The sequence below is a fragment of the Brenneria sp. g21c3 genome (assembly GCF_040240345.1).
Classification (GTDB): domain Bacteria; phylum Pseudomonadota; class Gammaproteobacteria; order Enterobacterales; family Enterobacteriaceae; genus Brenneria.
Genome location: NZ_JBEIAB010000001.1, coordinates 34,424 through 56,806, shown reverse-complemented (window position 1 = coordinate 56,806; position 22,383 = coordinate 34,424). Strand labels below are relative to the sequence as shown.

At 56.6% G+C, this 22,383-nt stretch carries 19 protein-coding genes; 11 read left to right on the top strand and 8 right to left on the bottom strand.

Going from position 1 to position 22,383, the window contains the following annotated elements:
- Positions 1-17: 17 nt before the first annotated feature.
- From ABRZ28_RS00245 to ABRZ28_RS00225, 5 genes are all read right to left on the bottom strand, one after another.
- Positions 18-866: a glycyl-radical enzyme activating protein gene (locus ABRZ28_RS00245; protein ID WP_319603836.1), complete on the bottom strand. Its 849-nt coding sequence runs from the start codon at positions 864-866 to the stop codon at positions 18-20.
- Positions 829-3,213 (bottom strand): choline trimethylamine-lyase, encoded by a 2,385-nt coding sequence (gene cutC / locus ABRZ28_RS00240; RefSeq protein WP_330519203.1) that lies wholly within the window; start codon positions 3,211-3,213, stop codon positions 829-831. Before cutC ends, ABRZ28_RS00245 begins: the two co-directional genes overlap by 38 nt.
- Complete coding sequence (locus ABRZ28_RS00235; protein WP_319603838.1) at positions 3,210-3,539, bottom strand: DMT family transporter; 330 nt, start codon at positions 3,537-3,539, stop codon at positions 3,210-3,212. Before ABRZ28_RS00235 ends, cutC begins: the two co-directional genes overlap by 4 nt.
- Positions 3,536-3,889, bottom strand: a complete 354-nt coding sequence (locus ABRZ28_RS00230; RefSeq protein ID WP_319603839.1) for a DMT family transporter — start codon at positions 3,887-3,889, stop codon at positions 3,536-3,538. The genes ABRZ28_RS00235 and ABRZ28_RS00230 overlap by 4 nt, the downstream gene beginning before the upstream one ends.
- A gap of 1,163 nt (positions 3,890-5,052) precedes the next feature.
- On the bottom strand, positions 5,053-5,619 hold the full coding sequence (locus tag ABRZ28_RS00225; RefSeq protein WP_330519202.1) for a YfaZ family outer membrane protein: 567 nt from the start codon (positions 5,617-5,619) through the stop codon (positions 5,053-5,055).
- A 370-nt stretch (positions 5,620-5,989) separates the two neighbouring features.
- Here ABRZ28_RS00225 and ABRZ28_RS00220 point away from each other — a divergent pair, with 370 nt between their 5' ends.
- Entirely contained in the window at positions 5,990-7,540 is a 1,551-nt protein-coding gene (locus ABRZ28_RS00220) for an EAL domain-containing protein (RefSeq protein WP_330519201.1), read from the top strand.
- A 97-nt stretch (positions 7,541-7,637) separates the two neighbouring features.
- On the opposite strand, the gene ABRZ28_RS00215 is transcribed toward ABRZ28_RS00220, so the two are convergent.
- The gene (locus ABRZ28_RS00215; RefSeq protein ID WP_319603842.1) at positions 7,638-9,329 is read right to left on the bottom strand and encodes a methyl-accepting chemotaxis protein; all 1,692 of its coding nucleotides are present in this window, start codon (positions 9,327-9,329) and stop codon (positions 7,638-7,640) included.
- A 575-nt stretch (positions 9,330-9,904) separates the two neighbouring features.
- Here ABRZ28_RS00215 and ABRZ28_RS00210 point away from each other — a divergent pair.
- The 7 genes from ABRZ28_RS00210 (at position 9,905) to ABRZ28_RS00180 (ending at position 16,883) form a co-directional block, all read left to right on the top strand.
- Positions 9,905-10,807 carry a creatininase family protein gene (locus tag ABRZ28_RS00210; RefSeq protein WP_330519200.1) on the top strand — a complete coding sequence of 301 codons (903 nt, stop codon included), beginning with the start codon at positions 9,905-9,907 and terminating at the stop codon, positions 10,805-10,807.
- A gap of 545 nt (positions 10,808-11,352) precedes the next feature.
- A complete protein-coding gene (locus tag ABRZ28_RS00205) occupies positions 11,353-12,165 on the top strand; it encodes a MetQ/NlpA family ABC transporter substrate-binding protein (protein WP_413556143.1) in 813 nt (270 codons plus the stop codon).
- Positions 12,166-12,174: 9 nt separating this feature from the next.
- Complete coding sequence (locus ABRZ28_RS00200) at positions 12,175-13,509, top strand: phenylacetate--CoA ligase family protein (RefSeq protein ID WP_330519199.1); 1,335 nt, start codon at positions 12,175-12,177, stop codon at positions 13,507-13,509.
- Between the two features lie 40 nt (positions 13,510-13,549).
- Positions 13,550-14,194, top strand: a complete 645-nt coding sequence (locus ABRZ28_RS00195; RefSeq protein ID WP_330519198.1) for a 2-oxoacid:acceptor oxidoreductase family protein — start codon at positions 13,550-13,552, stop codon at positions 14,192-14,194.
- Positions 14,187-14,648: a 4Fe-4S dicluster-binding protein gene (locus ABRZ28_RS00190; protein WP_330519197.1), complete on the top strand. Its 462-nt coding sequence runs from the start codon at positions 14,187-14,189 to the stop codon at positions 14,646-14,648. The genes ABRZ28_RS00195 and ABRZ28_RS00190 overlap by 8 nt, the downstream gene beginning before the upstream one ends.
- Positions 14,645-15,991, top strand: coding sequence for a pyruvate ferredoxin oxidoreductase (gene porA / locus ABRZ28_RS00185; protein ID WP_330519196.1), 1,347 nt, complete (start codon positions 14,645-14,647; stop codon positions 15,989-15,991). The genes ABRZ28_RS00190 and porA overlap by 4 nt, the downstream gene beginning before the upstream one ends.
- Positions 15,975-16,883 carry a thiamine pyrophosphate-dependent enzyme gene (locus tag ABRZ28_RS00180; RefSeq protein WP_330519195.1) on the top strand — a complete coding sequence of 303 codons (909 nt, stop codon included), beginning with the start codon at positions 15,975-15,977 and terminating at the stop codon, positions 16,881-16,883. The genes porA and ABRZ28_RS00180 overlap by 17 nt, the downstream gene beginning before the upstream one ends.
- A 57-nt stretch (positions 16,884-16,940) precedes the next feature.
- Here ABRZ28_RS00180 and choX read toward each other — a convergent pair whose 3' ends face one another.
- Together choX and betC are read right to left on the bottom strand one after the other, a co-directional pair.
- Positions 16,941-17,891, bottom strand: coding sequence for a choline ABC transporter substrate-binding protein (gene choX, locus ABRZ28_RS00175; protein ID WP_319603849.1), 951 nt, complete (start codon positions 17,889-17,891; stop codon positions 16,941-16,943).
- Positions 17,892-17,905: 14 nt separating this feature from the next.
- Positions 17,906-19,441, bottom strand: a complete 1,536-nt coding sequence (gene betC, locus ABRZ28_RS00170; RefSeq protein ID WP_330519194.1) for a choline-sulfatase — start codon at positions 19,439-19,441, stop codon at positions 17,906-17,908.
- Positions 19,442-19,549: 108 nt separating this feature from the next.
- Between betC and ABRZ28_RS00165 the strand changes: the two genes are divergently transcribed.
- From ABRZ28_RS00165 to ABRZ28_RS00155, 3 genes are all read left to right on the top strand, one after another.
- Entirely contained in the window at positions 19,550-20,494 is a 945-nt protein-coding gene (locus tag ABRZ28_RS00165) for a choline sulfate utilization transcriptional regulator (RefSeq protein WP_319603851.1), read from the top strand.
- Between the two features lie 142 nt (positions 20,495-20,636).
- The gene (locus tag ABRZ28_RS00160; RefSeq protein WP_330519193.1) at positions 20,637-21,524 is read left to right on the top strand and encodes an ATP-binding cassette domain-containing protein; all 888 of its coding nucleotides are present in this window, start codon (positions 20,637-20,639) and stop codon (positions 21,522-21,524) included.
- Positions 21,517-22,353 (top strand): ABC transporter permease, encoded by an 837-nt coding sequence (locus ABRZ28_RS00155; RefSeq protein WP_330519192.1) that lies wholly within the window; start codon positions 21,517-21,519, stop codon positions 22,351-22,353. The genes ABRZ28_RS00160 and ABRZ28_RS00155 overlap by 8 nt, the downstream gene beginning before the upstream one ends.
- Positions 22,354-22,383: the final 30 nt, after the last annotated feature.

The window sequence follows — 22,383 nt, the reverse complement described above, 5'->3', positions numbered from 1 at the left end:
CGGCGCTTGTCTGGGGTTCAGGCAATACAGTGCGATAGCGTGTTCGTGGTCAAACCATAGCGTTCCGCCGCGGCCTGCAATGTCCGGGTGTCGGCGGGGCCGGGGTCGGGATGCATTTCGCCATAGCGATAAGGCTTGCCCAACAGCGCATATTTATTCAGGCCGAAGCGGTGATAAGGCAGCAAATCGATGCCGGTAAAGCAGCGGCTATGGCGGCTGAGTGAATGAATGAGCGCCATCATTTGTTCCGCCTGTTGCGGCCCGTCATTGACCTGCGGGATGACCGGTATACGGATTCGTACCGGAATATCCCCGGCCAGCAGCCGTTGCAGATTACGCAAAATAGGCCGGTTGCTGACGCCGGTATAACGCAGATGCATGCCGTCATCCGCCAGCTTCAGGTCATACATGATCAGTTGACTGTATTCACAGGCTCGCGTCAGCGATGACCAGGGGGCAAAACCGGAGGTTTCCACGGCGGTGTGAACGCCTTCTTCCCGGAGCGTGGCCAGCAGCGCGCGGGCGAATGCCGGCTGAAGCGCCATTTCTCCGCCGCTGAGCGTGACCCCGCCGCCGGAGACCCGATAGTGGACTTCGTCGGCCATGACTTGTCGGCGAACCTGTTCGACGGTGTAAATCTCGCCGACCCGGCGCGGCGCCGAGTCGCCGGCGAACAGGAGCTCGCTATGGGGTGAAATCCCCTCCGGGTTGGCGCACCAGGCGCATTGCATCGGACAGCCTTGCAAAAACACCACCGTGCGGATGCCCGGCCCGTCATGCAGAGAAAAGCGCTGGATATTGAATACCCGGCCGCGGCAGCGCCGCAGATCAGAAGTGACGCAGCAGGGTGCGGCTGATAATTTCATCCTGTACCTCACGGCTGAGTTCGACAAAAAATGCGCTATAACCGGCGACCCGAATCATCAGGTTGCGGTAGGCGTCCGGGTCTTGCTGGGCTTTCAGCAGGGTAGCGTTATCCACATAGCTGAACTGCATCTGCGCATTCCCCAGCAGGCTGGCGGATCGCAGCAGGTTAATGATCCCCTGTTCGCCCTCCGGCGTATCCAGCATGCCGTACATCAGTTTGAAGTTATGCACCATCCCGATTTCCATCTCTTCGACATTGATACGGGCGATGGAATTGACGATCGCCGTCGGCCCGGCGATATCCGACTGCTGGGACGGGCTGATGCCGTCGGCTAACGGTTGTCCGGCCAGTCGACCGCTGGGCAAGGCGCCGGTAATCAGGCCGAACGGGGTATTGTTGGAAATGGAGAGCGTGCCGTGGGTGAAAGGGCCGTACAGCATGCGATACTGACGATGTTCATATTCGGTGAAGCGGATCAGATCGCGGGCGATCAGATCGACTTCTTCGATATCGTTGCCGAATTTGGCAATATTCAGGCACTGGTCGCGCAGTTCCTCATGGTCGCGGAAGTTATGCCGCAGCGCCTGCGCCATTTCCGCCGCCGTGACTTTGCCCTGACGATAGACCAGTTCACGCATCACCATCATCGAGTTGGCGAAATCCGCCATGCCGGTCCAGATCAGACCCGGCCCGTTATTGATCTCGGCGCCGCCGTGCATCACATCGCGCCCGGAGGCGACGCAGCCTTCAATCAGGCAGGAGATCAGCGGTTTCGGCGCGTGGGCGCGGTGCAGTTTCTGCACCATAAGCGAGGCGTGCGCCGCCTGGCGGATAATGTGGCGCAACTGGGTTTTGACCGCCAGTTCGAAACCCTCATAGTCCGTCAGGGTACGGATATCGCCGGTGGCGGGGCCGACCTGCGTGCCGCTGGCGCGCTTGCCGTTATTCATCGCCAGTTCAATGGCGGCGGTAAACGTCGTGTAACCGACGGAGGTCCACTGATAGATTTTGCCTGACTTTTGCGGTTCCACGCAGCCCATCAGGCAGTAATCGCGGGCATCTTCATAATCAAAACCTTTACGCAGCATCATCTTGATATGGGCGTCGTCGAAGTGACAGGCGGGGAAACCCATTCCGGCGCGGATCACCTCCACCACCTTACGCATGAAATGCTGCGGCGTGCGGTTATGGATCCGCACCGCCAGCCCCGGCTGATACAATTTCAGCTTGCGCGAACACTCCATAAACAGCAGAGAGAGCGGGTTGGTGGCATCGCCGCCTTCGCGTTTCTGGCCGCCGACCACCAGATTGATAAAAGGCTGGTAGCCGGCGAAATACATGGCGGTATCGGCGCTGCACACCCACATGCATTCCGACATTTTGATCAGCCAGCAGCAGATCAGCTCTTCGGCCTGCGCTTCCGTCAGGGTTCCATTCGCCAGGTCGGCCTCCAGATAAGGCCAGAGATATTGATCGGCTCGTCCGAGCGAGATGCCGGTCTGGTTCTCTTCCAGAATAAACAGGGATTGAACGAACCATATGGATTGCAGCGCTTCATGGAAGTTGCGCGGCGGTTGTTCCGGCACGCGTAGACAAATTGCCGCCAGCTGTTCCAGCTCCGCCTTGCGCGCCGGGTCGGTCTGCCCTTCGGCAAGCTGTTGCGCATAGGCGGCATAACGGTGCGCGTATTCAACCACGCCGTCGCAGGTGTCGATCACCGCCTGATAGAAGCACCGTTTTTCCATTTCCTCATCGGAAATGCCGCTCAGGGCGAGCAGCGACCGGCGCGCCTGTTCCCGCACGCCGCCCATGCCCTGGACGAGCAGGATATTGTCATAGCCGGGACAGGTATCGCCGCCGCCGTTCTGGGTTTTGATGGTTAAATCGCAGATATTTTCGTCATGGCTCCAGGCCCACAGCCCGGCCTGACGCAACTGCGTTTCCGCCATCTCATCCAGGGAACGACCTTGCCAGAATGGCAGGATATGCTCGCGCAGCTCGCGTTTATCGGCATCGCTGATGAAGTAGGGATCCTGGGCGCGGGCGGCCATGGTGTCCAATTCGTCCGCCACCCAACGCCAGGCGATTTCCGGTGAAATCTCACCGCCGCGCGCCCGACCGGCGGGATGGCTGATAATCAACTCGCCGTCTTCTATTACCAGCGGCGCAAGCTGACAGGCGCGGCGAAAGGCCAGCGCGCGCAGTTGAATGGCCGCCATGCCGGGATAGCGCTGATAAATTTCCGTGACGGCCCTGGCGCGTGAAATAGAGATAAAGGGTTTGGCCTGTAAATAGCGATGGCGCAGCGCATTAATTCGTACGGATAACGCTTCTTTATTATTCATTGGAATACTCCCATTGTTATGCAACCGGCGACAATAAAACCAAGGCCGATTACGCCGAATTTGTCCGGCTTCTGCTGATAAAAAATAAACCCGGCAAAGGCAATAAATATAATGCCCAGGCCGCACCACAACGCGTAAGCCAATCCGGGAGACATCAGCGACATCGCCTGGGCCAGCGCGTAGAAACACAAAAGATAAGATCCCACGGCGAATAATGACGGAATCGCTTTGCTGAAATTCCGGGTTTTTAACAGCAGACTGGTGCCGGTGACTTCCAGCAGTACCGCGATAAATAGCCAGAAGGTGGACATAAGAAAGGTCGTCATATTCTTTCCGCCTGTGTTTCTGTATTGGACAGTAAATTAATAATCAGCACGCCGATAATAATTAACCACATGCCGATAATTGATCCGCTCTGTAGCGTTTGGTTAAATAAAAACCTGCCGATAAAGTTTGTCGCCAGAATACCAATGCCGGACCAGATGGCATAAGCCAGCCCCATCGGGATTCTTTGCAGCGCCAGCGTCAGGGTATAATAAGAAACGGCATAACCGATGGTCGCAAATACCGCGGGGATCGCCTGACTAATGCCATCGGATAAAATAAGCATGGTCGTGGCGAATATCTCGGTAATGACCGCGATAAATAGCCAGAAAAAACATTTACTACGACTCATTGTGACGTCCTGATTTAAAATAAAGCGCTCGCTCGGGCGCATTGAATTATTTAAAAACTCGTTTATGACGTTATTGAGGATATTTCCACGAATAATTTGGCTGCTATCCTTGGGAATATCTCCTCGTTATCCCCGAATATCTCCCGTCATCTCCAAATATCTCCTCGTCATTCCCGAATATCTCCCGTCATCCCCGCGGCAGTAGGCGGGGATCTCCCGCTGAAACGGTAAATAATCATTGACTGATTCCCGCCTGCGCGGGAATGACTGAGGGGAAAGTCATTCCCGAATATCTCCCGTCATCCCCGCGGCAGTATGCGGGGATCTCCCACTGAAACGGTAAATAGTCATTGACTGATTCCCGCCTGCGCGGGAATGACTGAGGGGAAAGTCATTCCCGAATATCTCCCCGTCATCCCCGCGGCAATAGGCGGGGATCTCCTGCTGAAACCGTGAATAGTCATTGACTGATTCCCGCCTGCGCGGGAATGACACAGAAGAGTACCCGTCATCCCCGCGGCAGTAGGCGGGGATCTCCTGCTGAAACCGTGAATAGTCATTGACTGATTCCCGCCTGCGCGGGAATGACTGAGGGGAAAGACATTCCCGAATATCTCCCGTCATCCCCGCGGCAGTAGGCGGGGATCTCCTGCTGAAACCGTGAATAGTCATTGACTGATTCCCTCCTGCGCGGGAATGACTGAGGGGAAAGTCATTCCCGAATATCTCCTCGTCATCCCCGCGGCAGTAGGCGGGGATCGCCCGCTGAAACGGTGAATAGTCATTGACTGATTCCCACCTGCGCGGGAATGACACAGAAGAGTACCCGTCATCCCCGCGGTAGTAAGCGGGGATCTCCTGCTGAAACCGTGAATAGTCATTGACTGATTCCCGCCTGCGCGGGAATGACTGAGGGGAAAGTCATCCCCGAATATATCTCCCGTCATCCCCGCGGCAGTAGGCGGGGATCGCCTGCTGAAACGGTAAATAGTCATTGACTGATTCCCGCCTGTGCGGGAATGACACAGAAGAGTACCCGTCATCCCCGCGGCAGTAGGCGGGGATCGCCCGCTGAAACCGTAAAAAGTCATTGACTGATTCCTACCTGCGCCGAAATGACTGGGGGAGCGTTATTTCCCGGATTGCGTTAATTAGCCGCGCCTTTAGAAACTCAGCGCGCCGCCGACATATGGGCCTTCGATCAGACGCTGGTTGGGGCGCGCGTTTTTACCGTCCATACCGATATAGCGATAACCGGCTTTCAGCGTCAGCGGTTGCACCGGCGCCCAGCTCAAACCGGAATCCACGTCCAGGTAATTTTTGGCGCTGTTGCTCAATTGCCGGGGAGCGGTATAGGCGCTGGCGTAAAATCCGACCGCGTCATTAACCGGCAATTGCAGGCCGGCGCCGACCGGGAAAACTACGCCTTCGCCGCTGCCGGTAGAGCCTTTAATGTAATTGGCCTGAACACCCAGATTGACCAGTGCCGGGCCGACAGGCATGTTGATGCCGGTTTCCGCGCCGGCCACTTCATGACCCCTTTCATTATTCTTAACCCAGCCGCCGTTGATATACAGGCCGGCGGTGTGCTGTCCCAGACCGACGTTGACATCGGTAAAGTTCTTACCGACATCGATGCCGCCTTCCATTGCCTGCGCCGCCGGGATACTCATCATCGTCGCCAGAGAGAGACCGATAACCGTGGTGATATTTTTTACTGTCGTACGCATTTTCATTTACCTTTTTAATCTGAGGATTGATGAAACCACCGTGAAACCCGATGTGTTTCGTTGAGGCATATGAAACACCACTAACGTCGCCGCCCACAATTTAATTATGAAAAAACAGAATACTTAGTTTTTTATTCTGATAATGTTTTCATATTTATATTTAGATTCTGTTTTTTGTGTGAATAACCGCCCAGCGCGCGAGCGGATGAGATGAGAACATGGGCCGAAAAGGGATTGATCATCGGATCGGAAAAGATAAGGAACGGAACTGCTCACAGCCGTGGCCTTTATTCCGATAAACTTATTGCCGCATGTGCCGATGACTTAAGCTTAGGTAACCATTTTTCGTATGGTCAGAGAATTTGAATCGATGAGATCGATCGGTAGAAAAGCAAAAGTCATCATGGCGTTTAATATCGCGTGCGGCGCCCTGTGTCTGTTGCTAATCGGCCAGTTCGTGACGGCCAAAATGGATCAGAATAAATTGAAGTATTATAGCGACGCGCTCATTCGTCGCGCCAATGGCGTGGCGATGCAAACCGCGCAGGCGATCAATAACGCCGGCTATTCTTCAGTGACGCCCTGTTCCGACGACGACTTGTATCAGTTGCGTTTTCTGGCCTATAAATACCGTTACCTGCTGGATGTCGGTCGCCTGCGCGACGGCAAACTGATTTGTTCCGCCGGGCGCGGAATTCTCACCCCGCCGGTGGCTTTGCCTAAGCCGGATCTGGTGGAAAAAGACACCGGATTTTGGCGCGCGGCGAAGGGATTGCTTGATCCCAGAATGGAAATGGATATCGCCGCCCGGGGCGATGTCGCGGTATTCACCTCTCCCGATGCGTTCCACGGTTTTTCCCTGCCGGCGCCGGGTTATAGCGCGCGGATGACGACCGTGGATGAACGGCACATTTACCAGACATTCGGCGCCGGCGATGAAGAATATTCGCGTCAGCCCAGCGCATGGTACCATCAGTATCGCCTGGGATATCAGTGCAGCAAAGTTTATAATATCTGCATCTATGTCCGCATGAACTCATCGGGTATTTTTGCTCTCCCGCCTTATATCGTCGCCATTCTTGCGCTGCTGGGCGGCATATTGAGCGGATCTTTATCGCTGGCGGCTTTCTTGCTTATTGAACGCAATAGATCGTTCAGCAAACAGGTTTATAGCGCGGTATGCGCTAAGCAACTGCACGTTAATTATCAACCCCTGGTTTGCCTGCGCAATCACAAGGTGGTCGGCGCGGAAGTACTGGCGCGCTGGACGAATAATAAAGGCGAAAATATTCCGCCGGATGTGTTTATTCCGGTTGCGGAGAAATTGGGCATTATCGGGGAAATTACCCGGCAGGTCGCGCATCTGGCGCTGGACGAGCTAAAGGATATTCTGATCCAAAATAAAAATTTTTACCTCAGTATTAATCTGGATATTAAAGATATCGTGGAGCCTGAGTTTCAGTCTTATCTGGATCGGCTTGTTGATTCCTTTAGCATTGCCAGAGAACAGATTATGCTGGAAATAACCGAACGTTCGACGGCCAATCATGCGGTGATGTCCGAAAGGCTCGCGATATTACATGACGCCGGTTATAAAATTGCGCTGGATGATTTCGGCACCGGTTATTCCAATTTATCTTATCTTGCGGTGATGCCTTTTGATGCCATTAAAATAGATAAAATGTTTACCGAAGCCATTGGCACGGATTCGATTAATGCGCAGATGGTCGAGCATCTCTTTAGTATGATGGCGATGTTCAACGCCACCGTGGTGGTCGAAGGGATCGAAACCTATGAACAGGCCGTCTATATCGGCAATCGCTGTCCCCATTCGGTCGGGCAGGGCTGGTATTTTGGCAAACCGATGAGCGCGGGATATTTCAGAAAATATTTTCAGGAAAGGGCCATCAATAAAATCTGACGCCTCAAATTACCCTGGCGGATATCGATGGTTGCGGGCGGCCTGCATGAACCTTTGGATAAAGCCCCGCCGGCGGGCGGGGCGGTTACACGGCGCTTTAGAATGTTTCCCAGTTATTCTCGTCGCCGGAGGGTTTAGCCGGAGAGAGCGTGGCGTGGGTTTTATTCGCCAATAGCGCCGTCTTTGCCGTTTTATGGCCGTCGCCGTTCAGACGCGTATCGGCCTGCTGCGTCGCGGACAGACGAAAAGCGGCCACGGCCCGGTTCAGCGCGCGCACCTGTTCTTCCAGCGCGACGGCGGCGGTCGCCGATTCTTCCACCAGCGCGGCGTTCTGCTGGGTTACGCTGTCCATCTCGCTTACCGCCACGCCCACCTGCGCGATGCCTTTGCTCTGTTCGTCGGAAGCGGAGGCGATTTCGCCCATAATATCGGTTACGCGCGTCACGCCGGAAACGATCTCCTCCATGGTTTCCCCGGCGTTTTCCACCAGTAAGGAACCTTCGCTTACGCGGCTGACGGAGTCGTCGATCAATCCTTTGATCTCTTTGGCCGCCTGTGCGCTGCGTTGCGCCAGACTACGCACCTCGCCCGCCACCACCGCGAACCCGCGGCCCTGTTCGCCGGCCCGTGCGGCTTCCACCGCCGCGTTCAGCGCCAGGATGTTGGTTTGAAAGGCGATGCCGTCTATCACATTGATGATATCGGCAATTTTCTGTGAACTGCCGGCGATGTTGCGCATGGTCGACACGACGTTATTCACCACTTCGCCGCCTTTCTGCGCGCTGCCCGACGCGTTCAGCGCCAGCTGGCTGGCCTGACGCGCGTTTTCCGCGTTCTGTTTCACCGTGGCGGTCAACTGTTCCATACTGGCCGCCGTTTCTTCCAGCGACGATGCCTGTTGCTCGGTGCGGGAAGAGAGGTCGTTGTTGCCCTCGCTGATTTCCGTGGCGCCGGTCAGGATGGATTCCGCGCTGGTGCGCACTTCGCTCACCAACTTGATCAGCTCGTTTTGCATGTGGCGCAGGTTATCCGCCAGCGTACCCATTTCATTCTTGCCGCGTACGTTCAGCGTATGGCTCAGATCGCCGGTGGCGATATGGCGGATATAGTCAATCACGCTGTTCAACGGACGGATCAGCAAGTTCTTGCTGCCGAACCACGCCAGCAGCGACAGCAGCGTGATAAGCGCGATCGCTATGCCCAGCGTCCACAGCGATAGCTGATAGTTGCGGTTATTTTGCTGGTTAATCTGCTGATAGAGGTGGTCAATGTCGTTCTGATAGGTCTGGTAGGCCTTTTCAAGATTGTTCTGGAAGCCCTGGGTCGGCTGATCGAGAAACTTTTGAATTTCGTTGGCGGAGAGGAATTGAATCAATTCGGCAAGGGCGGCGTGATAGGCGAGATAATGTTTTTTTACCTCGCTGATTAACGAGGGATCCAGACTGATGTCGCCGGCCGTTTTTTCATAGCGCAGGAAGCGTTCGTTGGCCTCATTCAGCGTGGACTGCGCCGAGGCGAGCAGGCCGCTGGAGTCCGCTCTGGCTCCCAACCCGTTGATTTCCAGCACCGCTCGTGTACCTGCGCGGTTCAACGTGATACGGGTTTGCAGCAGTAACGACCAGGCTGCGTCCAATTCCGATTTTTGCTGATTAACCGTCTGTGAAGCGCTAAACGAGGCTTTACTGTTGGTTAACGCGTTAAAGAACAACCCACCTGAAACTAATTGCAGCGTGTAGAAAAGCGACAGCACGACAATCAATCCAGTCACTACTTTTATACGATTAAACATTTTGTTCCCTTAAAAAAATAACCATATGCAGTGTTGCCCCATAGTTATCGTCGGCTTTCCCTATAACTTTATGCTATGTAAATACGAACTTTTATGCGTGTTGCGTATAAAATTCATAATGGCCGCGGCTCTCGCAGCCGGCGGCGCGACACCCCGCATCGCCAAGGTTCCCGGGCATCAGGCATGCCGCTTTTTCGCGTCGCCAACTATCATGGCGCTACTTATTACGCCGAACGTTGCCATGGTTTGATATTAAATAGCTGCCCTCATCATATTTGGCAAAAAATAGATTTTTGCCAAATATGATGCCGATCAATTTAGCATGGGATTGTTTATATCAGTAAATGCGATGCGCGATATATATTCGCGCCGAGTCGTTGTTATCTAAAAAATTTTTCAGTTTTTAAAATCAAAAATAAATTTCCTCATTACGTCATGAAGGATTGTTATTTATGTTTTCAGCCGTATTTCTGCATAGTCATGACGGTTAACGGGAAAGTAAGGAATAAATACGCCGGGATTTCTGACGGCAATTTATTAAATAAAAATTTGATAAAATAACTGAGGTGTTATGTATGGCAGAGGCTATTCATTTTGATGAGCTTTCATTGGATCAGGCGGTTGAAAGCGCTGAAACGCGCGGGATCGTTATTTTGCCGGTGGCGACCACCGAAGCGCACGGCACCCATCTGCCGCTGGGAACGGATATTTTTACCGCTGAATGGATTGCGGCGGAATTAAGCCGTAAAACGGGGTTGCCCGCGCTGCTGCCGACGCCGATAAGAGCCGGGGCGTCGCCGACGTTTCATTACGATGTCAACGGCGATCCGATCCCCGGCACGCTGGCTATCGGCCATGCCACCATGCATGCGCTGATTAAGGACATCGTGCGCGGACTGTGGGCCACTGGATTTCGTAAAGTCATTATTATTCAAGGGCATGGACAAGAACCGAATTTCCAGGTTATCGCCCATGAGGTGGCGACCGAACTGCGCCGCGAGGGGAAAGCGATCTTTATCGGCGGCGCTACCTATTGGGAACTGGCGGCGCAAACGCTGCGCGACGAGCTGAATACGCCGTTCTATCACGCCGGGGAAGAGGAAACCAGCAACGTGCTGTTTGTCCGACCCGATCTGGTGAAGCTGGATACGGTGACCGGACATGAATTGAAACCGCTGCTCGATCGCAATTTGCTCAAGCGCTCCGTCACCCACGACGAAACGGAGACATTCGGCGTGATGGATATCGCCACCTGGATCCCGATCCCCGCCGCGAGCCATAAAAGTCTCGGCGGGCTGGGGCGCACCGAGGATATCCTGACCGCCAGCGCGGAAAAAGGGCGCAAAATATTAAGCAAGGCGGCGGACCGCTATCTGGCGCTGATTCGCGATTTGGAAACCCATTACGCGCCGGCGGAAGTACCTGGCGTGGATGTTAAAACCCGTCCCGCCGAGCCGCGCTTCAGCGTTGATTATTAAGCTGAAAAGCAACAATGGCGGCGGAAACGCCGCGCTAGCCGACATGACGTTATGCTGGGGAGGCCGGATTAGCTTTTTTATTGCTGATTATTCCCGCCGACCGGCAATAGCCGGCGCGGGGTAATTCATTTAAATTAACGTTTGTCGTATCCGCTACAATGGAAAATATGATGCCGATCAATTTATAAATCGCGTAATAAAATTCATTATCAAATATTGAAACGTCGCTATGGCGAATGATGTGGGATAACCTTTTATATCCTATGGTTTTTTATTTTCTGATGATCGGGTAAGCCCATATTGACGGGGTATTTGTTGCTCATGCCAAAAAGATGATGTTTTTTAACAAAAGGGTAACGGAAATATTTAATTCCGTTTTTCACATAATGATAGTTGATTATTTAATTTATTTTTAATCCCCTTTATTGGTAGCGTTTTTATTGAACGCGGATGAGATATTTCCCCCTGTTGGTCGGGGCGTTTATTTAATTTATATGGGAAGTGAAGAGATGATTTCAGGAAAGTATGCCGGATATTTATACATGATGTTTTCCTTATTAGTCGGCGCTATTTTTATGCCTTCTCATGCAGCGCAGGCGCAATCGCAGACGATAGTATTCGGCGTGGCGCCGGGGCCGTATAGCGACATGATTAAGTACGCCATCAAACCGGGGCTGGAGCAGAAAGGTTATCAGGTCAAGATTACGGAATTCAGCGATTATGTGCAGCCGAATCTGGCGCTGGCGAATGGCAGCATCGACGTCAATTTATTTCAGCATCTTCCTTATCTGCAAAAGTTTTCCGCCGACAAGGGGTTGAAACTGTCGCGGCTAATTAATGTTCCTACCGCCGGGCTGGGGATTTACTCCAGGAAAATTAAAAATCTGGATGAGCTGAAGCGCGGCGATGTGGTCACGTTGTCGAACGATCCGACCAACCTGGCGCGCGGGCTGCGTTTTCTGGCCAGTCTGGATCTCATCACCCTGAAAGGGGATATCGATGCGACGAAAGCCACGGAAAGGGATATCGGCGGCAACCCGCGGGGGCTGGCGCTAAAACCGCTGGAAGCGGCGCAATTGCCGCGCACGCTGGACAGCTCCGCCGCTTCGCTGGTGAACGGCAACTTCGCCATCGCCTCCGGTCTCAAGCTTTCGGACGCCATCGCGCTTGAAACGCTTGAGGAAGATCTCAAGAACGTGGTGGCGGTGCGCACCGAGGATTTGAACAAACCCTTTGTCGCCGATATTAAAGCGACCGTCGAGTCGCCGGAATTCGCCGCGGTGATACAGGATCCCAAATACATCTTTCGCGACTTCCAGAAACCGCAGTGGCTGCAAGAGAAATTAGCGCAGAATTAAGGGCATGTCATGACGAGCACAACAACCTATCGACGTTATTGGGATGAGGTGGAAATACTGCCCCGTCAGGAACTTGAAGCGTTGCAACTGCAACGATTAAAAACCACCTTGACCCATGCCTACCAACATTCCCCTTACTACCGGGAAGCGTTTGAACGGGCGGGCGTCCATCCTGACGATTTGCAGCAACTGGACGATCTGCGTCGCTATCCGTTTATCAATAAGCAGATTGAAAGAGAGCGGCAGGAGGCCGCGCCCTTGCTGGGGGATATTCTGGCGGTTGCCGAAGAGCAGGTGGTCTATGTCTCGGCGTCATCCGGCAGCACCGGCGTGCCGACCTTGAGTCCGTTCAGCGCTGACGATTTCGAGCGTTATCAGGATATTCAGGCGCGGCTTTTTTGGACGGTCGGCATGCGGCCCGACGATCGCTACGTGCATGCACTCAACTTCACGCTGTTTGTCGGCGGGCCGGATGTGATCGGCGCCCAGAAGCTGGGAGCGCTCTGCTTTTGGGCCGGCACCATCCCGTCCGATCGCCTGCTGTATATTATGAAAAACTTCCGTCCCACCATCACCTGGACCACGCCGTCCTATGCCTGGCATCTGGGGGAAACGGCGGTTGCCCAGGGGCTCGATCCGCGCCGGGATTTGGCGCTTAAGCGCATTATCGTTTGCGGCGAGCCGGGCGGATCCATCCCGGAGACCCGGCAGGCGATCGAAGCGCGCTGGGGCGTTGAGGTTTATGATTTTTACGGCATCTCCGATATTTACGGCGCCTGCGCCGGTTCCTGTGAACAGAAGGACGGCCTGCATCTGGCCGAGGACGATATTCTGCTGGAAGTGCTGGACCCGGCCACCGACGAACCGGTTGCGGACGGCCAGCCGGGCGAAATGGTGCTGACCACGCTGACCAAACAGGCGCGTCCGATGATCCGTTTTCGCACCGGGGATATTATCATCGCCGACCATTCGCCCTGCGCCTGCGGTCGCACGCATGTGCGCATCACGGTCACCGGGCGCAAAGACGATATGTTTATCGTCTCCGGCGTGAACGTCTTCCCCGGCGATCTGGAAGCGATCGTGCGCGCCACGCCGGAACTCAATGGCGAATACCGTATTACGCTGTATGAGGAAGATCATCTGACGCGCTTTGATCTTGAAGTCGAACGCAGCGGTGATACGGGCGAAGAGGATGAACAACTGGCGGCGCGTTTGCATCAGGAGATTAAAACCCGGCTCGGCGTCCGCCCCAAGCGCGTCCTGCTGCTGGCGCCGGAAACCCTGCCTCGTCATACCCACAAAGCGAAACGCGTTATCGATACTCGCAGTGCCTGCGCGCTCTGATTTTTACTGACGACACACCATAAGAGGCATAGGTAAACGTATGCTTGATATTCTTTGGCTGGGCCGCGGAGGCCAGGGGGCTTTTACCGCGGCGCGGTTACTGGGGCTGGGCGCGGTGCGCTTTGCCGATCTGGAGGCGATGGCCTTTCCCTCTTTCGGCCCGGAACGACGGGGCGCGCCGGTTTACGCCTACACGCGGTTATCGCGCTCGCCTATCCGCGATCGCAGCCCGGTGCGTCAGGCTCAGGTGGCGGTGGTGATGGACGACACCCTGCTGCCGCAGTTGCGCGTCGATCAACTGTCCGCCGGCTCGCTGATCCTGATTGACGGCGAGCACGAGCCGTGTTTTCAGCCGCGGCCGCACGGGCTGGAGTGGCGAGTGCCGGCGCGCGCGCTGGCCGAACATCATCTGGGCAGCCGGCATACCAATACCGTCCTTCTCGGTATCCTCAATGGGCTGCTCGACCTGTTGCCGTCTTCCGCGCTGGAGCAGGCGATTATTTCCGAGTTCGCGCCTCACCGGCAGCCCTCCGCGCCGTTGCCTGAACGGGCGCGCCGCAATCTGGCGGCGTTTGCCGCCGCCGGCCAGTTCGGTCAGGCGGAAAAAAACAGCGCCGCTCCGCTGACGGCGTGGCTGGCGGCCCACCATCGCCCGGCGGCGATTCAGGAGGCGGCGCATGGCTGATTCGAGCAAAGACGCCGACGTGAACGGCGTTGACGGCGGCGCGCCCGAGCGTCCGCGCCGCGCCCGCAAAGGCGGGACCAGCCAGGACCCGCTGCCGGTGGCCTTGTCCGGCCCCTGTCGGCTGCGCGCCCATCAAAGGCCCGACTTACGGCAATGGCCGGCTTCGCCTCAGCTTGCCTCCGGCTATCTGGCGGCGGAAAACAGCGGCTGGCGCACCTCGCGGCCGAAAATCGAAGACGGCGCCTGTATCTGCTGCAACCTGTGCGTATTGCTTTGCCCCGACGGGGCGCTGGCCAATACTCGTGACAACTATCCCCGCCTGCTGGCGGAGTGGTGCAAAGGCTGCGGCATCTGTGCGCTGGAATGTCCTAAAGACGCCATCACTATGGTGAGCGAGTCCGACTCGTTATTAACGGATAGCCGGCGCAGTGCCGTTACGGGAGAACAGCGATGAGTCAATCTGCAACCGCTAGCGATGGGTTGAATACCCGCGATAAGGGCGAACGCCTGTTCCTGTGCGGCAATGAGGCGGTGGCCCACGGCGTGCGCCTGTGCCGTCCCGCGGTGATCGCCGCTTATCCCATCACGCCGCAAACGGTGGTGGTGGAGCGGCTGGCGGAAATGGTGGAGGAGGGCGAACTTGACGCCGAATTCGTCCATGTGGAATCGGAACACTCGGCGCTGTCGCTGGTGATGGGCAGCGCGGCGATGGGCGTGCGCACCTTTACCGCCACCTCCTCGCAGGGGCTGCTGTATATGGCCGAATGTCTGCCCTACAGCGCCGGCGGGCGTTTTCCGCTGGTGATGATGAATGCCAACCGGGCGCTGGCGCTGCCGTGGAATATCTATGGCGATCAAAGCGATTCCCTTTCCCAGCTCGCCAGCGGCTGGATCCAGGTTTACGCCGAAACCGCGCAGGAAAGTCTGGACCTGATTATTCAGGCCTATGCGCTGGCCGAACACCCCGAGGTGCGTACGCCGGTACTGATCAATCTGGACGGTTTCGTGCTGACGCACACCTATGAGCCGGTGCAGTTGCCGCAACAGGCGTTGGTGGATTCATTCCTTGCGAACCGCTTTTTTGCCGAGGGGACGCCGGGAACCTTCAGTCTTGAGCATCCGCAGAGCCTGGCGATCACCGCCGGGCCGGGAGAGTACACCGAGTTCAAGTATCTTCAACATCAGGCGATGCGCGGCGCGTTAGCTGAAATCGCCGCTATCGGCCGGCGTTTCCGCGCCCATTTCGGTCGTGGGGAAGAGGGGATGACCGACGGCGTTATCGAAGGTTATCAACTGGAGGACGCCGAACGGGTGGTGATTACGCTCGGCAGCGTGGCCGGTACGGTGCGCGCCGCCGTGGATGCGCTGCGCGCGCGGGGCGAAGCGGTCGGGCTGCTGCGTTTGCGTTACCTGCGGCCTTTCCCGCAGGGCGCGGTGCTCGACGCGCTGTTTGGCGCCCATCGTACCCGCCGGGTACAGGCCGTCGCCGTGCTGGAGAAGGACATTTCTTTTGGTCAGCAGGGCGCGGTGGCGGTGGAGATCAAGTCCGCGCTGTTCGATTACGCCAGCGCGACCGGCAAGGGCGTACCGCGTTTGCTCAACCAGATCGCCGGACTGGGCGGGCAGGAAATCGGGCTGGAGGATGTGGTGCGGCTGTATGATGAATTAACCCGGCCGGCCGGGCGCTCGGCGCAGGAACCGGATTTGCGTTTTCTTGGCATTGACCCGCCGGAGCCCGATCGGCCTTCGTCAGCGGTTGCCGCTCAACGGGAGGACGCCCATGTCCATATCGATTAAAAACCTGCCGCCGGAAGAGTACTTTATCGGCCATAAAGCCTGCGCCGGCTGCGGCGGCAGTCTGGTGGTGCGTCTGGCGCTGAAGGTTTTCGGGCCGAAAACCCATGTGGTTATCCCGGCGGGCTGTATGTCGGCGGTCGGCTTTATCTATCCGCAAATGGCGGTGGGGGTGAATGCGATGATCGCGCCGTTCGCCGCCACCGGCGCGGTGCTTTCGGGGCTGGCGGCGGCGTTGCGCGCCAAAGGCATCAGCGATATTCCGGTGGTGGGGTTCGCCGGCGACGGCGCCACGGCGGATATCGGCCTGCAATCCCTGTCCGGCGCGTTCGATCGTCAGGAGCGCATCATCTATATCTGCTACGACAATGAAGCCTATATGAATACCGGCATTCAGAAGAGCGGCGCAACCCCCTGGGGAGCCAGAACCACCACCTCGCCGACCGGTTTCACGCCGCGCCGCCTTAACGTCAAGAAGGATTTGTTGCAGATAGCCGCCGCTCACCATGTGCCTTACGCCGCCACCGCCAGCGTGGGGCAGCCGTCCGATCTGCTGAAAAAGCTGGAGAAGGCGGCGTCCGTCGACGGTCCGGCGTTTCTGCACGTCTTCGCCCCTTGTCCCACCGGCTGGGGTTGCGCCAGCGACAGCACGATAGCGCTGGGGAAAAGCGTGGTGGATACCGGGCTGTGGCCGCTGCTGGAATATCAGGACGGGGCGCTGACCATCAACCGCAATCCTAAACGTTTTGCGCCGCTGGAAAGCTATTTCTCGCCTCAGGGCCGCTTTAAATCCCTGACGCCGGAGGTGCTGAGCGAACTGGCCGAGGCGCGGGACGAACGCTGGCGCGAACTGCGCGCCTGGGCGGATGCCGCCGCGCTGACCAAAGTATCCTGAGGCGGGCGGCGATCGCCTGTTTGCAGAGACGGGCGCGCCTCTGGTGGCGCTGAAAATTTACCGCGCCAGGGACTGGCGCACGGCTTCCAGACCCGGTTTGCCGTCCAGCGTGGTGACGTTGTTCAGCCACGGTTCCAGCTGTTGCAGGTTGGCGCTGATCTCGGCGCGCGCGGCGTCACGCGGCGTTTGCTTATCGTCCAGCAGGCGTTTGATCACCTTGTTTTCCAGGTCGACGCTGAATTGCAGATTGCTGAACAGCCGGGCGACGTTGGGGCAGGCCTGCGCATAGCCTTTGCGCACCACGGTATTGACCGTCGCGCTGCCGTAATTCGGGCCGAACCACTCATCGCCGCCGCCAAGGTAGACCAGGGAATGACGGGTGTTCATCGCGTGGGGCTCCCAGCCGAGGAACACAATCCACTCTTTTTTATTCACCGCCCGTTCAACCTGCGCCAGCATGCCGCTTTCGCTGGATTCCACCAGCGACCAGTCGTCAAGGCCGAGCTCCTTCTGGTCGATCATGCGTTTAATATTCTGGTTGGCCGGCGCGCCCGGCGCGATGCCGTAAATTTTATGCTGGAACCGATCGCCGTATTTCGCCAGATCGGCAAAGTTTTTTACCCCGGCCTGGGCGACGTAATCCGGCACCGCCAGGGTGAATTTGGCGCTGGCCAGGTTGGCGGTCAAGACTTCAACCGAACCGTCGCGGGTAAATTTTTCAATGACCGGCTGTTGCGCGGGCATCCAGTTGCCGAGAAAAACGTCCAACTGGGCGGATTTCAGTCCCTGAAAGCCCAGCGCGACCGACAGGTTTTGCACCTGCTGCCGATAGCCCAGTCCTTCCAGCAACACGCCGGCCAGCGCATTGGTGGCGTTGATGTCGGTCCAGCCCGGATCGGACATTCTCACTAACCGGCAGCTGGCGTCGTCGACGGCGGCCTGGGCCGAAAAAGCGCTGCCGAGCAGTAAGGGGATAAGCAGTGTGACGGCGGAATGACGAAAGCGCATGATAAATTCCCGTGTTATTGGTTAGGGGAGGAAGAGTGAGGACGTGGAAAACGCGCCACCGCCTCTTGTTCGTCCAGTGTCTGATTATTGCGAATATAGCGGCGGCTGGCGTCCTGCACCGGCTGATAGTCCCACGCCGGCGCCGCGCCGTGCGCCAGCGCCCGGTTGAGAAACAGGCGGTTTTGCTGGCTTTGCAATACGCGCTGGTGCAGCGCCGGCAGATCCCAGCGCGACGCCACCTCGTCGCGCAGCGCCGATAGCACCGGCAGGCAATCGGCGTCCGCGGCCAGATTGCTCAGCTCAAATGGATCTTCGCGCAGGTTGAATAACAGTTCGGGATCGCTGAGCGAATGCACGTATTTCCAGTCGCCGCGGCGAATCATCACGATGGGCGCCAGCGCGCCTTCCGCCAGATATTCGGCATACACGCCGTCGGGGCCGGCTTCCCGGCGCAGATGGGGCAGCAGACTGTGTCCGGCCAGCGTCGCGGGCAGCGATGACGGCTCGCCGCCCGCCAGCGCCACCAGCGTGGGCAGCAGGTCGGCCAGCGAGACGCTGGCGTCGACGCGATGCGCGGCAAAACGGTCCGGCGCATGGACGATAAACGGGATGCGCGCGGCGCCCTCAAAGAAGCCCATTTTATACCACAGCCCGCGTTCGCCGAGCATTTCGCCATGATCGGAAATCACCAGCACGATGGTGTTCTCGTCCAATCCGGTCTGTTGCAGGGTAGCGAGAACGGCGCCGAACTGATCGTCGACATAAGAGACCGCGCCATAGTAAGCGTGGCGCGCGCGGCGGATCTGTTCGTCGCTCAGCAGGTCGTCGGTCAACTGGTATATCTTGCGCAGCCGCCGGGAGTGCGGGTCCGACGGCGCCTGTGCGGCGCTCACCTTCGGTAAATCAATATCCTGCGGCGAATAACGGTCGAGATAAGGCTGCGGTATGGCGAAAGGATCGTGCGGGTGGGTCAGGGACATCAGCAGCAGGAACGGCTGTTGATTGCCCTGACGGGCGATATCAAACAGCTTCTGTCGGGTCAGGAACACCGCTTCGTCGTCGAAATCCAGCTGATTGGTGCGAATGCAGGTGCCGGCGTCGATCACCGAACTCATATTGTGATACCAGTCGAGCCGTACTTCAGGATTTCGCCAGTCTGGCGTCCAGCCGAAATCGGCGGGATAGATATCGGTGGTCAGACGTTCATTAAAACCGTGTAGCTGATCGGGGCCGCAAAAATGCATTTTGCCCGCCAGAATGGTGTGGTAACCCTGTACGCGCAAATAATGGCAGAAGGTCGGTTGTTCCGCGCTGAATTCGGCGGCGTTATCAAAAACGTTATTCTCGGAATTTAACAGCCCGGTCATTAATGTCGCGCGGGACGGCGCGCATAACGGGCTATTGCAATAGGCCGATTCAAACACTACGCCCTGTTGCGCTAATTTATCAATATTGGGCGTTCTGGTTATTTTATTCCCGTAGGCGGAAAGCGCGCCCGCGGTTAATTGATCCGCCATTAAAATAACGATATTCGGTTTTCTGCTAAGCATATATCTTAAATCACCTTAAGAATACGACTTCATTAATATAATTTTTTATCTCATAATCTCCACAGACTGTGAACGGGTTAAAAACTTATGCCTTGATAAGAGGGGATTATGTCAGCAATTAATCGATTACCGTCGCTCCCGGCATTAATATTTTTCGAGGCGGCGGCCCGTCATCTTAATTTCACCGCGGCGGCCGAAGAACTGGGAACCTCGCAGCCGGCGGTCAGCCAGCGAATTAATCAGTTGGAACGCGAACTTGGCGTGGCGTTGTTCGAACGTCGCCATCGCGGCGTATTATTAACCCCGGAAGGCGATCGGCTTTACCATATTGTTTACAGCAGCCTGACGGATATCAGCCAACAGATTGAAAAAATAAAGAAAAAGAAAACCAGAGATACCCTGCGCATCGATACCGATATGGGCTTCGCCAGCTACTGGCTGCTGCCCCGGCTGGATAAATTACAGCGCCTGATGCCGGACGTGGACGTGCAGATTTCCACCTCTCCCAATGACTTCAACCTGCGCGACAGCCACGCTAATCTCTCCATTACCTTCGGTAACGGCCACTGGCCGGGATGTCACAGCGAAAAGCTGTTTCCCGAGCTGGTCGTCCCGGTTTGCACCCCTGAATTTATCCGCCGGTATGGGCCGCTGGATACGCCGCAATCCTTGCTCAAGGTGCCGCTGCTCAATTTGCCGGAGACCAATCCGAGCCGCTGGCTGACCTGGTATGACTGGTTTGGCTCGCAGCGAATTACTCTTGATAATTCAGTCGCTTCGTTAACTTTTAACGCCTATTCCCTGCTGATCGAGGCCGCGCTGAAAGGCAAGGGCGTGGCATTGGGCTGGATGCCGCTGGTGGGGCAACTGCTGGATGACGGCGAACTGGTTATCCCGTGCGGGCCGGAGGTGAAAACCGAGCGCGGCTATTATCTGATCCAGTCGCAGCGCGACAGCGAATCCGCGCTGTATCACCGGGTCAAAGAGTGGCTGATTAACGAATCATTTTCCTTCAAAAGCCGGCATGAGAGTTATTTTCAACCGCAGGGATGAGTTAAATTATTTTGTTATAACTCAGATGATAAAGTTTTATTGGCGCGGTGTTATTTCTTATACAGTGAGCCCCGATATGCGGATGACTCACTTCCGTCAGCAGCATGCTCGACATATAGAAAATATAAATATCAGGTGATCAATGGCTGAGAAATTGATTCGAATTGAAGGGCTATATAAAGTTTTTGGCCCCGGCGCACATAAAGCGATCCCTTATTTACAAGCGGGAAAGGACGCCGCGGAATTATTATCCGCGCACGGTTGGTCGGTGGCGTTAAATAATGTTTCGTTGCATATCCGCCAGGGGGAAATATTCGTTATCGTCGGATTGTCCGGATCGGGTAAATCAACTTTATTGCGTACACTCAATCGGTTAATTGAACCGACGGCGGGCGAGATATTTTTTGAAAATAACGCGCTTTCCGCTTTATCGGCGGCGGAATTAATCGATCTTCGCCGTCGTTCCATGAGTATGGTTTTTCAGTCATTCGCCTTATTGCCGCGGCGCAACGTACTGGATAACGTGGCGTTCGGCCTGGAACTGTCGGGGGTCAAGGCCGCCGCCAGATATCAGGCGGCGCTGGCGGCGTTGGAGCAGGTGGGGCTGGCGCAGGTCGCCCGCCATATGCCGCACCAGCTCTCCGGCGGCATGCAGCAGCGCGTCGGGCTGGCGCGGGCGCTGCTGGTTAATCCGACGCTGTTGCTGATGGACGAAGCCTTTTCCGCGCTGGACCCGATTAACCGCCGGGAAATGCAGAGCCTGCTGCTGCGGCTACAGGCGGAGCAGCAGCGCACCATCGTTTTCGTCACCCACGATATCGAAGAAGCGCTGCGCATCGGCAACCGGATTGCGATTATGGAACACGGACGTCTGGTGCAGATCGGCACCGCCGAGCAGTTGGTGAACGCCCCGGCCAACGCCTATGTGCAACGCTTCTTCTCCGGGATTGATACGTCGCGCTATGTGCTGGCGGAAAGCTATGCCGATATTTACTCAACATCTGCGCCGGGAGGAACCACTCATGGCTGAACCGTTAAATTTCAGCAGCCAGATTGACGACGCGGTGCGCTATCTGCTGAGCCAGCATGGCGAGATATTCGAATTTATCGCCGCGCTGCTCGACGGCGTCTCCGGCGGACTGGAACAGGGATTGCTGCTGCTCTCCCCCTGGGGGCTGGTGCTGCTGGCGGTGGCGCTGAGCTGGTGGCGGCTGGGTTGGGGATTCGCGCTGTTCAGCGCGGCCGCGACGCTGTATATCGTCTACAGCGGCTATGCGCAGCACGCGGCGATAACCCTGGGCCTGACCCTGTCGGCGACGTTTTTCAGCCTGTTGCTTGGTATTCCGCTGGGCATTCTGATTGCCCGACATCGGCGCATCGGTATGGCGGTGCGGCCGCTGCTGGATTTTATGCAGACCATGCCGGCGTTTGTTTATCTGATCCCGGCGACCATTCTGTTCGGCCTCGGCAGGCCGCCGGGCATTTTCGCCACGGTACTGTTTTCGATGCCGCCGGTGGTGCGCTTAACCGATTTAGGGATCCGCCAGGTGGATAAAATGCTGATCGAGGCCGGGCTGGCGTTCGGCTGTACCCCGCGTCAGCTGCTGCTGAAAGTGCAGTTACCCAATGCCTTGCCGTCGATTATGGCGGGGGTGAACCAGACCATCATGATGGCGATGTCGATGGTGATTATCGCCTCGATGGTCGGCGCCGGCGGGCTGGGCAACGATATCCTGACCAGCATTCAGCAACTGGACGTCGGGCAGGGATTGCAGAGCGGTTTTGTGGTGGTGCTGATGGCGATTCTGCTGGATCGCCTGTCCGCCAGCTTGTGCCGTCAGTCGCCGACCAGGGAGTAGCGGCGCTTCCAACGCGAAAGGCGATGGGAA

Coding starts and splice junctions, on each gene's coding strand:
- ABRZ28_RS00245 (WP_319603836.1), bottom strand. CDS start 866: ATGAAATTATCAGCCGCACCCTGCTGCGTCACTTCTGATCTGCGGCGC.
- cutC (WP_330519203.1), bottom strand. CDS start 3,213: ATGAATAATAAAGAAGCGTTATCCGTACGAATTAATGCGCTGCGCCAT.
- ABRZ28_RS00235 (WP_319603838.1), bottom strand. CDS start 3,539: ATGACGACCTTTCTTATGTCCACCTTCTGGCTATTTATCGCGGTACTG.
- ABRZ28_RS00230 (WP_319603839.1), bottom strand. CDS start 3,889: ATGAGTCGTAGTAAATGTTTTTTCTGGCTATTTATCGCGGTCATTACC.
- ABRZ28_RS00225 (WP_330519202.1), bottom strand. CDS start 5,619: ATGCGTACGACAGTAAAAAATATCACCACGGTTATCGGTCTCTCTCTG.
- ABRZ28_RS00220 (WP_330519201.1), top strand. CDS start 5,990: ATGAGATCGATCGGTAGAAAAGCAAAAGTCATCATGGCGTTTAATATC.
- ABRZ28_RS00215 (WP_319603842.1), bottom strand. CDS start 9,329: ATGTTTAATCGTATAAAAGTAGTGACTGGATTGATTGTCGTGCTGTCG.
- ABRZ28_RS00210 (WP_330519200.1), top strand. CDS start 9,905: ATGGCAGAGGCTATTCATTTTGATGAGCTTTCATTGGATCAGGCGGTT.
- ABRZ28_RS00205 (WP_413556143.1), top strand. CDS start 11,353: ATGTTTTCCTTATTAGTCGGCGCTATTTTTATGCCTTCTCATGCAGCG.
- ABRZ28_RS00200 (WP_330519199.1), top strand. CDS start 12,175: ATGACGAGCACAACAACCTATCGACGTTATTGGGATGAGGTGGAAATA.
- ABRZ28_RS00195 (WP_330519198.1), top strand. CDS start 13,550: ATGCTTGATATTCTTTGGCTGGGCCGCGGAGGCCAGGGGGCTTTTACC.
- ABRZ28_RS00190 (WP_330519197.1), top strand. CDS start 14,187: ATGGCTGATTCGAGCAAAGACGCCGACGTGAACGGCGTTGACGGCGGC.
- porA (WP_330519196.1), top strand. CDS start 14,645: ATGAGTCAATCTGCAACCGCTAGCGATGGGTTGAATACCCGCGATAAG.
- ABRZ28_RS00180 (WP_330519195.1), top strand. CDS start 15,975: ATGTCCATATCGATTAAAAACCTGCCGCCGGAAGAGTACTTTATCGGC.
- choX (WP_319603849.1), bottom strand. CDS start 17,891: ATGCGCTTTCGTCATTCCGCCGTCACACTGCTTATCCCCTTACTGCTC.
- betC (WP_330519194.1), bottom strand. CDS start 19,441: ATGCTTAGCAGAAAACCGAATATCGTTATTTTAATGGCGGATCAATTA.
- ABRZ28_RS00165 (WP_319603851.1), top strand. CDS start 19,550: ATGTCAGCAATTAATCGATTACCGTCGCTCCCGGCATTAATATTTTTC.
- ABRZ28_RS00160 (WP_330519193.1), top strand. CDS start 20,637: ATGGCTGAGAAATTGATTCGAATTGAAGGGCTATATAAAGTTTTTGGC.
- ABRZ28_RS00155 (WP_330519192.1), top strand. CDS start 21,517: ATGGCTGAACCGTTAAATTTCAGCAGCCAGATTGACGACGCGGTGCGC.